Here is a 12088-nt window from a genome sequence, read left to right on the forward strand (position 1 = left end):
ATCGCGCTCTACTTCACCGTGTTCCGAAGTTCGGCCGGAATATCCTCGAGCCGGGCATTCTGGCTCCGCTGCAGTGCCCGCAGGTATGCCACAATCGCCCAGCGATCCGACACCGGGATCTGGTATCGGTACGCCGGCATGTTACGGATGCCGTTAGAGATGACGTCGAAATAGTGCCCGTCTGCCATTTTGACGATCCGCTCTTCGTGGAAACTGGGGGGCGGAGGCAGGCCCCGTTCGACGGTCATGCCGCGACCGTCACCAATGCGGCTGTGACACGGCGCACAGAAGATATTGAATCGTTCCTGTCCCCGGCTAAGCAACTGCGCCGTGATCGGCACCGGCAGCTTTTCGACCGGGGTGGTGTCTATCTTACCGGTGTAATAGACCTGGTCCTCGTGGAGCCACCCGCGCGGGATCGTCCCGGCCGGTGGTGTACGCATGGTGGCGCCATCGGGAAAGTACTCGCTCCTGGCCTGCGAATTGTACCGCTCCTGGTCATCCATGTTCGGATTGATATGAATGGGGGGCTTTCCCGAGGGCTCACCGCGGAAACAGCCCGTCAGAAAGATCGCGGCTGCAGCCAGGATTGTGAAGATCAGAAGCTTCATGCTCCTTTCAGGACCTCCACATGCGAACCGCCGATCGCTTCCAGAAACGCCTTTGTTTTTTCCGCATTGAACTTTTTGTCGTCCGCTTCGATGCTGACAAAGAATCCATCATCCGTTACTTTGGTGAACCGTTCGGAGTAAAAAACTCCGTGAAACCACTGCGGGAGCCGATTCAACATCAGCATCGCCAGAACCGAGCCGAGCGCGGCAAACAACACCGTTAAACCGAATGTCACCGGTACGAACGCCTGGTAGCTGTTGAACGGCTTGCCGGCGATCACCAGCGGATAATCCACCGAGCTTGTCCACCACTGCAGGAGATAGCCGCCGGTACCGCCGATCGCACCGCAGATACCGGCGATGTATCCGACCGGCGAACGTTTGACACCCATGGCGGTATCCATGCCGTGAATCGGGAACGGCGAATGGCAGTCGAATCGCCTATAGCCAGCCTCGTGCACTTTGCGAGCCGCTGCCAGCAGTTCGTTTGGGCCGTCGAACTCCGCCAGGACGCCATATACCTTCTCGCCCGACGTACTCATCGATGTGCTCCAGTGGTTTCCTGTGGGTGGGCGTGAAGATCGTGGTGGACTTCCGCCTGAGGCAGCACCGTCTTCACTTCAGACATGGCAATGATCGGCACAAACCTCACAAACAAGAGAAACAACGTGAAGAACAGTCCGAATGACCCGATCAGGGTCAGGTAGTCCCATAACGTGGGCGTGTACATCCCCCAACTGGCCGGCAGGAAATCGCGCGTGAGCGTTATCACAATGACGAACCGTTCAAACCACATGCCGACGTTGATCAACAGAGAAGCCACGAACATGACCGCGATATGAGTCCGCCATTTCTTGAACCAGAATATCTGCGGCACCACCACGTTGCAGAACACCATTATCCAGTAGGACCACCAGTACGGTCCGAAGGCGCGGTTGATGAACGCAAACTTCTCGTAGAGATTACCGGAATACCACGCAATGAAGAACTCACACGAATAGGCATACCCCACCATCATGCCGGTCACCAGCATGATCTTGTTCATCTTTTCCAGGTGGTTGACCGTGATGATATCTTCAAGACCGAATGCCTTTCGTACGATAATCCCCAGCGTCAGCACCATAGCGAAACCGGAGAAAATCGCACCGGCCACAAAATACGGCGGGAAGATGGTGGTGTGCCAGCCGGGGATGATGCTCACCGCAAAGTCCGTGCTCACCACCGAGTGGACCGAAAGCACCAGCGGTGTCGACACACCGGCCAGAATGAGATAGGCCAGTTCGTAATGCCGCCATTGCCGATGCCCTCCCCGCCATCCGAGCGAGAAGATTCCGAATACGATTTTGCGAATGCGGGTCTTGGCGCGATCCCGAAGAGTACCCAGGTCTGGAATCAACCCAACATACCAGAAGAGGGCCGAACAAGTGAAGTAGATGCTGACAGCAAACACGTCCCACAACAACGGGCTGCGGAAATTGGGCCACATCCCCATCTGGTTCGGGATCGGAAACACGTAGTACAGCAGCCACACACGACCGACGTGGATCGAAGGAAACACGAGGGCGCAGATGACGGCGAAGATCGTCATCGCTTCGGCGAAACGGTTGATCGAGGTACGCCACCGCTGACGAAATAGAAAGAGAATGGCCGAGATGAGGGTCCCGGCATGTCCGATGCCAACCCAGAAAACGAAATTGACGATTGCCAGACCCCATCCCGCTGGAATGTTCACACCCCAGATACCGATCCCCTCGAACACCAACCACCCAATGGAACCGAGGAGTACCAGAAGCATCGAGCCGGCGAGACCCAGAAGGAGGAGCCAGGTCATGGTCGTCTTCCGTTCGGCAATCCCGCTCACCTTGGCGGTGATGGTGGCGAACGTCTGATCTCCTGTGATCAACGGCGGTTCGAGCGGCGCCATCTGGTTCGTTTCTGTTGGCTGACTCACAATACCTGTCTCTTATTTCACATTGGCTCGGCTCAACCGGCAGCCGTCTTTCCCAGTTCCGGATTTGGGTTGCGCAATTTCGCCAGGTAGGTCGTCCGCGGACTCGTGAAGTATTCTTCCAGCACCCCGTAGTTGCGGTTTGCTTTCTTGATCTGCGAGACGCGACTATTCGGATCGTTGACATTCCCGAAAACGATAGCCTGTGTTGGACAAGCCTGCTGACACGCTGTTACGATCTCTCCGTCCGCGATCTCTTTTCCGTCCCGCTTGGCCAGGATCTTCGCGCCCGCGATCCGCTGGATACAATACGTGCATTTTTCCATGACACCCCGGAACCGCACCGTCACATCCGGATTCTGCTGCATCCGCTGGGTCTCCGGGAGATCCTTGGTGTAATTGTAGAAATTGAATCGCCGGACTTTGTAAGGGCAGTTGTTGGAGCAGTAGCGGGTGCCGATACACCGGTTGTACACCATGAGATTCAGCCCTTCCTTGTCGTGCGTGGTGGCGGCCACCGGGCAGACATTCTCGCACGGCGCATTCTCGCAGTGCTGGCACGCCATCGGCTGATGCACCATCTCCGGTTCCTCCACCGAACCGGCAAAATACCGGTCCAGACGGATCCAATGCATCTCGCGCCCTCGCGATACCTGGTCTTTCCCGACGATGGGAATGTTGTTTTCCGACTGACAGGCGATCGTACAGGCGTTACAGCCGGTGCATGCATTGAGGTCGATCGTCATGCCCCACTGATAGCCGGTATCGTACTTGTGCGGATTCCAGGGCGGCACCAGCGGCGGGTGGTCGATCATCTCCGGCTTGAAATCAGGCTTATCTTTATATTCGTCGTAGGTTGCTTCACGGACGATCGGTCGTCCCTCCATACTCCAATGGTCCTGAACACTTGACAGCTCGTACATCTGACCAGTGCGTGCCGCCTGGACACCGACAGCAAAGTCGGCTGCCTCCGAGAACCTCAGGCGGTAACTGTTGAACCCAACGTTATCAGCCACGCGCCCAAAATTCTCACGACCATATCCCAGCGGAACGCTGATCGAATTATCCGCATGACCCGGGCAGATCCAAGCGGGCATCTCAAGCGTGGCGCCACGATACGTCAGGCGGACCAGCTCACCGCTCGACACACCGAGAGCTTTGGCTGTAGCGTCGCTCATTGCCGCCACATTGTCCCAGGTGAGCTTGGTGACCGAATCCGGGAGTTCCTGCAACCAGCCGTTGTTGGCGAAGCGACCATCCCACACGTGTGCTACCGTAAACGATATTTCCATACCGGCTGCGTCAGGGGAATCTGATGGGACACCGGCCTGTATCGCCGACCGCACCGAGCGATCATCGATACTGTGAGCAACCGCCGGGGGCGCACTTTCACCGAGGAGACCATCGTGAAGCATTCGCTGCCATTTGGATTCAAATGCAACCGGTCCGAACACCGGTTGCCATGTCGCGCGAACGATATCATACCCCCGCAGGTCGCGACCGGATGTCAGATGCGACAACAGTTCGATCGCGCTCTTGCCACCGAACAGCGGTTCGATCATCGGCTGGATCAAGCTGGCAGTGCCGTCGGCAGAGCGGACATCTCCCCAGATCTCGAGGAAATGCGCCTGCGGAACGTGCCAGGTGACCGCCTTGGAGGTGTCATTGATATGTGATGCGAGGTGCACGATCTGCTTGGCTTTTTTCATGGCGGATTGAAATTCCAGATCGGCGGGCGCGTTGTAGACCGGGTCACCGCCGAGCATCACCAGCGTTTCTATCGTCGCGCTTCTGAGACTCTGTACCAGCGATGTGAGTTCGGCGCGGCTCGGGACCGCGGCATCTTTCAACTCATGATACGTGACGGTAGTCCCGACATTACCGAGCACGGCATTGACTGCCGCCACCAGTGCATGCACAGCCGGCGGTTGGCGACGTCCCGCCAGTAGCAGTGATTTACCCTGGTTGCGCAACAGGTCTTTGGCCGCCGCCGTGACCCATTTCGTGTCCAACCATGATGGCACCGCGTAACCGCCATCAAGGAACTCAAGGCGCAGCCCATGTGATGCCAATTCGTGCGCCAATGCCAGAGTGAATTGGCCGATCAGTTGCGACTGAAGCCGCAGACGGTGGTCTGCCATCCCACCCGTGACACTATAGCTGCTCTCTACAACGTACAGACGATTCATGGGGTCGGACTGGGACATTACCCGTCGGCCCTCGGCGAAACCGCGCATGGCGGTTACGTTTTCGCTCTCGGTCTGAAGAAAGTCTGAATCCAGCGCGAGGATGACCTGCGCGTTCTCTACATGGTACACCGGTCGCAACGTCCGGCCGGTCGCAACCCGGATCCCCTCATATATATTCTCATCGCTAATCGGCTCATAGGTAGCCCAGATCGCTTTCGGGAACTGCTTGCGGAATTCGGATGCAAGCCGCGCCAGCGTGGGTGAGTTGAACGATTCGCTCAACAGTGCCAGCCCTTGTCCCTGATTAGCCTGGAAATATATTAATCGCTCACGCCAGAACGTGACGAAATCATTCCAATTCGCCTCGACACCGTCACGAAGCACCAATCGTGAGCGGTCCGGGTCATACAGATCGAGAATGGCCGACTGCGCCCATATATTGGTGGCGCCGCGGCTCGATGGGTGTTCGCTGTTTCCCTCAATCTTGGTCGGACGTCCTTCATTTGATTTGACGAGCAATCCGTAGGCGGACAGACCGAACGGCATGGTGGTCGCATAGTATTGCGGCACGCCCACGGTCACTTCCTCGGGCTGCTTGACATATGGCACGACCTTCTCCACCGGACGGCGGCATCCGGCCAGCCCGGCCAGCGCCATTGATGCCCCCATCAAGGTGAGGAAACTCCGCCGCGACCAACTGTTGTCCATTTCGGCGGCTCCTTGCGGGAACTCCCGGTGCAGGAACTCGCGGAACTCCGGCGTGTCGGCAATCTGCGCCAGGCTGCGCCAGTATTGCTTGTCCTGTTTCATCGGTTCGCGACTCATCGGTGACACCCGGAACAATCGGTTGGTGGTTCAATCTTTCTTTCCCTGATCATCCGCGCGGCCTGCTCGAGTTGGTCTTTCGGCGCTACCCAATACATGTTGGTGACCTCGCTCACCGGCCGAAGGTTCGGCGCGGGATTGCGATGACAATCGAGACACCAGGACATGGAGAGCGGCTCCTTCTGCTGAACCACATCCATCTCCGCCACATTACTGTGGCATGAAATACAGCCGACCCCGGCGTTCACATGGGCACTGTGATTGAAATAGGCGTAGTCCGGGAGTTTGTGAACTTTCACCCACTGCATGGGAATTCCACTCGCATAGCTTTCCCGGATCGGCAGAAGTTTCTCACTCTCGGGGAGCACCAGCTTATGGCAATTCATACAGACGCTGGTGGCCGGCACATTTGCCTTGGCCGAACGCTCGATCGATGAATGACAATAACGGCAGTCGATCCCCAGGTCCCCCGCATGCAGCTTATGACTGTACGGCACCGGCTGAGTCGGACGATACCCCACATCGGTGTACCTGGGAGAGCCGTAATACCAGAAGAATCCTGTCACGCCGACCACCAACAATACCACGCCGCCGGCAATCAGCGGAGGAAGATCGTTAAACCACTTTGGAAATATCTGCGACATTATGCGCTTGTTATCTTTTTCACAAGTCGGCGACCGATTCTACTTGCTGTGAAGCAGTCCGACGACCGTATCTGCCTGGTTATTTCCTGTTGCCCGAACCACAATGGGCGGGAATTAACCGAAATCGATCCCACCTGTCAACAGGACAATCCAAATTAATAGACCGCTAAATTCTACTTTTTGACCCCGCCGGTCCCCAGCTACACCAGCGAGTCCACTATCATGGCCGTAAACAGTGCGAAGAGATACACGATGGAATACCCGAACAGCGTTCGGAGTGCAGTCGTGCTGCGCAGTCGGTTGGCATCCAGTGCCTTCTTCATCAACCACAATCCCAGCACCAGCGCGCTCGACACATACAACCATCCGGCCCCCACGGTGAACATCCCTAAGCTGACCAGTATGAGCACTGCCGTATACGCCATGATCTGCCGCATAGTGGCATCGTCCCCTTTCACCACCGGCATCATCGGCAGCTTCGCTTTGAGGTAATCCTCCTTACAGAACATGGCCAGCGCCCAAAAATGTGGCGGCGTCCACAGAAAGACGATCGCGAACAACAGCCACGGTGTCAGTGCCATGTGACCCGAGGCCGCTGTCCAGGCGCCGACTGGCGCCATGGCGCCGGCCGCCCCGCCGATGACGATATTCTGCGCCGTATTCGGTTTCAGCCACAGCGTATAGAAGAGGCTATAGAAGAGAATGGTGGCCAGAGAAAGCAATGCCGTGAGCCAGTTGAAGAATATGCCAAACAGCAAAACACCCAGGACCCCGATGGTTACGGAGAAGATCGCCGCCTGCGTTGCGCCCAGACGCCCCAGTGGCAACGGGCGGCGCGTCCTGGTGCGGGACATTCTGGCGTCGATCTCCCGCTCGAACACCTGGTTCAAAGCGTTGGCCGAACCGCCGGTCAGGTAGAGACCAGCCAGAACAAGTGCGAACAGCAGCGGCCTCTGCAAAAGACTCCCCTCCAGCACCAATGCCACGGCGCCGGTGAACAGCACCAGCAGCATGATAGTTGGTTTGGTGAGCTGAATGTAATCCCTGATCGGTAGTCGCATGTTTATGTACCCGGCGGCGCCAATATATCGAAGCGTAGACTTCATGGCTACACTTATGTTATCTTTCGCCAGACAACAGCATCGCGCCAGGTTGGTTCCCGTGTTGCTGCGAATAAGCATACTCCAGTTCCGCTCAACCTCGCGCTGCATCGGCGAATCATCGAGTTCATCGCGGGACTCCCCGGACAGTACTCATCGTCCCTCCTTGATGACCTAAATGTACGGAAAGGACCTTCAACCTGTGCTCATTCGATATGCACACTGACTGTTGACAGGATGTTCACATGCTGTGTATTTGTTCATAAGCGATTGGAAATCAATCAATTGACCTGTCCTCATCTCTAATGAGGTCCAGCCCGGATGATGCTATCGGAGGCGATGAAGGCTAATCTATTACTATCCAATTCCTTACGAAAACTGATTTTTTTGAGGTCGGCACGATTCAGCCGCTACTGATCAACGACCGCTTGCTCTTCTTGCGGTACCCGGTTTAGTCTCAATGGCATACAGAGAATTCAAAAAAAAACACCATTTTTAGTGGTATCGGTTTCTCAGACCCCAATATATTGTGGCACCCGTGGATGAGGGGGCGCCAACGCACACCGCGTGCGGCCCGCGGTCTCCTCAACCTGGCTCATTAACAACGGTAACGCAAGTTTTTCTATAAAGACCTACCGTCTTTCGTGCCTGGGCTTGTATAGGGATGTCTTCGCCCAGCGTGATCGATTCGTGTGGTCCCCAAGGAGGGCATCGTGAAGATTGACCGTCGCTTTACTTTCGAGGATGAGTCGCCGTACGCGCGTATCCCCTTCGCTCGGCGCACCTCAGAAATACGGAACCCGGATGGCTCCGTAGTCTTCAAGCTGGATAATATCGAAGTTCCTGAGACATGGTCGCAGGTGGCTGTCGATATCCTCGCCCAGAAGTATTTCCGGAAAGCCGGCGTGCCGCAGCAGGACCCGAACGGCAAACCGTTGGTCGATGAAAACGGCGACCGGAAACTGGGCGGCGAAACCGACGCCCGCCAGGTGTTTCACCGCCTGGCCGGCTGCTGGCGCAACTGGGGTGAAAAGCACGGCTATTTCGATTCACCCAAAGACGCACAGGTGTTCTACGACGAACTCAGCTACATGCTCGCCTCGCAAATTGCCGCGCCCAATTCGCCGCAGTGGTTCAATACCGGCTTGCACTGGGCGTACAACATCACCGGCAAACCGCAGGGCCACTACTATGTTGACCCGATCACCCACACGCTGACCGAATCGGCCAGCGCCTACGAGCATCCGCAGCCGCACGCCTGCTTCATCCAATCGGTGAATGATGACCTGGTCAACGATGGCGGTATCATGGACCTCTGGGTGCGGGAGGCCCGCCTGTTTAAGTACGGTTCCGGCACCGGCACCAATTTCTCCAGTCTTCGCGGCAGCGGTGAGAAGCTGTCCGGCGGCGGCGCATCGTCGGGACTTATGTCATTCCTGAAAATCGGCGACCGGGCTGCCGGCGCCATCAAATCCGGCGGTACTACCCGACGCGCCGCAAAGATGGTCTGTCTCGATCTGGACCACCCCGATATTCTCGACTTCATCAACTGGAAAGTGGTCGAAGAACAAAAAGTGGCCTCCCTGGTCACCGGCTCGAAGATCATCCGCACGCAACTGCGGCAGATCTTCGAATCGGCCCGAGTGTCCGGCCACAACGGCGATAGTGTGTATGAAACCGACCCGGCCAAAAACCCCAAGCTGAAAGATGCGCTTCGCATTGCGCGTCACATGGCGGTTCCGCCCGGGTATATCCAGAAGGTCCTCGACCTCGCCTCCCAGGGAGTCACAGAAATCGACTTTTCCGAATACGACACCAACTGGGAATCCGAAGCCTACATCACGGTCTCCGGACAGAACTCCAACAACTCGGTCCGCATCCCGAACGCCTTTTTCGAAAAACTGAAAGACAACAAGGACTGGGAGATGCGGTCGCGCACCGACGGGCGCATCGTCAAGACCATCCCCGCACTCGAGCTCTGGGAGAAAGTCTGCTATTCCGCCTGGGCCTGCGCCGATCCCGGCGTCCAGTTCGACACCACCATTAACGAGTGGCACACCTGCTCCGAGGATGGACGCATCAACGCCTCCAACCCCTGTTCGGAGTACATGTTCCTCGATGACACCGCCTGCAACCTCGCCTCGATCAACTTGGCGAAGTTCGTCGATGACAACGGAAACTTCGACGTCGATGGGTACCTGCACGCCATCCGGCTCTGGACGGTCGTATTGGAGATCTCCGTGCTCATGGCCTCGTACCCTTCACGCCTGATCGCGCAGAAGAGCTACGAGTTCCGCACCCTCGGCCTCGGCTACGCGAATCTCGGCACTGTGCTCATGCGCATGGGCATCCCGTATGATTCCGCCCAGGCCTACTCGCTATGCGGGGCGATCAGCTCGCTACTCACCGGCGGTGCGTATGTAACATCGGCCGAGATGGCCAAAGAGCAGGGGGCGTTCCCGGCGTTTTATCGCAACCGAGACCACATGCTGCGCGTCATCCGCAATCATCGCCGCGCCGCCTACAACGCCGACAAGGCCGAATACGAAAACCTGACTATCAAGCCGATGGGCATCAATCCCAACTATCTGCCGGATACATTGGTCCAGTCCGCCCGCCGTGTGTGGGACCGCGCCCTCGAGATGGGTGAGGTGTATGGCTTCCGCAATGCCCAGTCCACCGTCATCGCCCCCACCGGTACGATCGGCCTCCTCATGGACTGCGACACCACCGGTATCGAGCCGGATTTCGCGCTCGTCAAATTCAAAAAGCTGGCCGGCGGCGGCTATTTCAAAATCATCAATAACTCGGTGCCGGTGGCGCTGTCTAAACTCGGCTACTCCGAGCAGCAAATCAACGAAATCGTCACCTATGCCACCGGCGCCAAAACATTGCGCAAAGCTCCATTCATCAACCACGAGTCGCTCCGGGCCAAAGGGTTCGGCGATGACGAGATGAACAAAATCGAATCGGTCCTCGGCAGCGTGTTCGACATCACCTTCGCCTTCAATAAGTACACCCTCGGCGAGGAATTCGTGCACGAAACGCTCGGCTTCCACGACGATGTCGTCAACCGCTGGGACTTCAATCTCCTCAAAGAGCTCGGCTTCACCAAAGACCAGATCGAGGCCGCCAACGAATACTGCTGCGGTACCATGACCCTCGAGGGCACGCCACACCTGCAGGAGAAACACCTGCCGATATTCGACTGCGCCAACAAGTGCGGCCGCAAAGGGACACGCTATATCCCATACGAAGCGCATATCAAAATGATGGCGGCCGCGCAGCCGTTCATCTCCGGCGCCATCTCCAAGACCATCAACATGCCGGCCGAGGCAACCATTAACGATGTCAAGAAAGCGTACCGGCTCGCCTGGGAGACCATGAACAAAGCGGTCGCGCTCTACCGCGATGGCTCCAAGCTGAGCCAGCCGCTCAATTCAGTTCTCCTCGACGAGGAAGGGATCGACGCCGGGGAGCCAATGTCGGTCGACCAGACCGCCGAGAAGATGGCCGAGCGGGTGGTCTATCGCTACATCGCCAAGCGGCGCAAAATGCCGCACCGTCGCGGCGGTTACACGCAGAAGGCAGTGGTGGGCGGTCACAAAATCTATCTCCGGACCGGTGAGTACTCCGACGGCACCCTTGGCGAGATATTCCTCGACATGCACCGCGAGGGGGCGGCGTTCCGTTCACTCATGAACTGTTTCGCCATCTCCATCTCGCTCGGTCTTCAGCACGGCGTGCCGCTCGAGGAGTTTGTCGAGGCCTTTTTGTTCGCCCGGTTCGAGCCGAACGGCATGGTGGAAGGGAACAAATCCATCAAGCGCTCCACCTCGATTATCGATTACATCTTCCGCGAACTGGCGATCACCTACCTCGACCGCACCGACCTGATGCACGTCTCCGAGGAGGATCTGCGCAGCGACACGATCGGCACCCCCGCCGACGAGACGACCGAGTTCGAGAGCGAAGAGCCCGCGCCGCCGTACGTGCCGGTGGAGACGCAGGCTGCCAGCAGGAAAGCAGACGATATTCATACCACCCATTTAGGTCTGCCGCGCAGGGAAGGCGGCAATGGCCACGGCAATGGAGGCAACGGTCATGCTACATCGATGGAGCGTCCGCCAGCAATTGATAAAACTGAGAGGCAGGAGACGGTGCGTAAATATATTACCGCCGCGGCTGTCGGAACCGAAGAAGGAGAGTACCGTCTCCATCAAATCCGCACCGCCCGCTTGAGGGGGTACGAGGGGGACATGTGCCGGGAGTGCGGGTCGTTCACGATGGTCCGCAACGGCACCTGCCTGAAGTGCGACACCTGCGGCGCCACCAGCGGGTGCAGCTGAGAAGCGGGTGTGGCTGAAATTCGTAGCGCGGAACCCATAGCGGTTCCGCGACCTATTTTCTGAGTCATTTTGTGGTGTTGGGCGTCCCCGCCCGACACCGACAATTACAGACTAGAACTGAAAACACGGCTTCACGGGTGGATCTCCTCCCATGCTATAAAGCCACGCCACGAAATAACTAACATCAGAAATTTCTACATCACCATCGCAGTCGCAATCACCCAGCAAATGCGAAGGAAATATTTGATAATTGTTGAACAGATAATCTACCAAGGCCACGAGATCACTGATATCGAGTATCGCATCATTGCTGGCATCACCGTGCGCTATAGAGAGCACAGTTCGAAACGCGTCGACACGGCCGTAACCGTACTTATAATCCGGAACGGATGGCGACACGCGGACAGCCGACTCCCGAAGAA

Annotated in this window: 8 protein-coding genes; 1 reads left to right on the forward strand and 7 read right to left on the reverse strand. The window is 57.2% G+C overall.

Annotated elements, in window-relative coordinates; genetic code table 11:
* Nucleotides 1-8: 8 nt before the first annotated feature.
* The 6 genes from AB1644_10820 to AB1644_10845 all read right to left on the reverse strand — a co-directional run bounded on the left by AB1644_10820 (nucleotide 9) and on the right by AB1644_10845 (nucleotide 7428).
* Nucleotides 9-611 (reverse strand): c-type cytochrome, encoded by a 603-nt coding sequence (locus AB1644_10820; protein MEW6051540.1) that lies wholly within the window; start codon nucleotides 609-611, stop codon nucleotides 9-11.
* The gene (locus AB1644_10825) at nucleotides 608-1153 is read right to left on the reverse strand and encodes a DUF3341 domain-containing protein (protein MEW6051541.1); all 546 of its coding nucleotides are present in this window, start codon (nucleotides 1151-1153) and stop codon (nucleotides 608-610) included. Before AB1644_10825 ends, AB1644_10820 begins: the two co-directional genes overlap by 4 nt.
* A complete protein-coding gene (gene nrfD, locus AB1644_10830) occupies nucleotides 1150-2535 on the reverse strand; it encodes an NrfD/PsrC family molybdoenzyme membrane anchor subunit (GenBank protein ID MEW6051542.1) in 1386 nt (461 codons plus the stop codon). The genes AB1644_10825 and nrfD overlap by 4 nt, the downstream gene beginning before the upstream one ends.
* Before the next feature lie 59 nt (nucleotides 2536-2594).
* Nucleotides 2595-5573, reverse strand: a complete 2979-nt coding sequence (locus AB1644_10835) for a TAT-variant-translocated molybdopterin oxidoreductase (protein ID MEW6051543.1) — start codon at nucleotides 5571-5573, stop codon at nucleotides 2595-2597.
* Nucleotides 5570-6217 (reverse strand): cytochrome c3 family protein, encoded by a 648-nt coding sequence (locus tag AB1644_10840; protein MEW6051544.1) that lies wholly within the window; start codon nucleotides 6215-6217, stop codon nucleotides 5570-5572. Before AB1644_10840 ends, AB1644_10835 begins: the two co-directional genes overlap by 4 nt.
* A gap of 200 nt (nucleotides 6218-6417) precedes the next feature.
* Nucleotides 6418-7428, reverse strand: coding sequence for a heme o synthase (locus AB1644_10845; protein MEW6051545.1), 1011 nt, complete (start codon nucleotides 7426-7428; stop codon nucleotides 6418-6420).
* Between the two features lie 602 nt (nucleotides 7429-8030).
* On the opposite strand from AB1644_10845, the gene AB1644_10850 reads away from it, so the two are divergent.
* On the forward strand, nucleotides 8031-11666 hold the full coding sequence (locus AB1644_10850) for a vitamin B12-dependent ribonucleotide reductase (protein MEW6051546.1): 3636 nt from the start codon (nucleotides 8031-8033) through the stop codon (nucleotides 11664-11666).
* A 111-nt stretch (nucleotides 11667-11777) separates the two neighbouring features.
* On the opposite strand, the gene AB1644_10855 is transcribed toward AB1644_10850, so the two are convergent.
* Nucleotides 11778-12088 (reverse strand): hypothetical protein (locus AB1644_10855; GenBank protein MEW6051547.1); only part of this gene is annotated, 311 nt, incomplete at its 5' end.

The organism is Candidatus Zixiibacteriota bacterium, from assembly GCA_040753875.1.
Classification (GTDB): Bacteria; Zixibacteria; MSB-5A5; order GN15; family FEB-12; genus DATKJY01.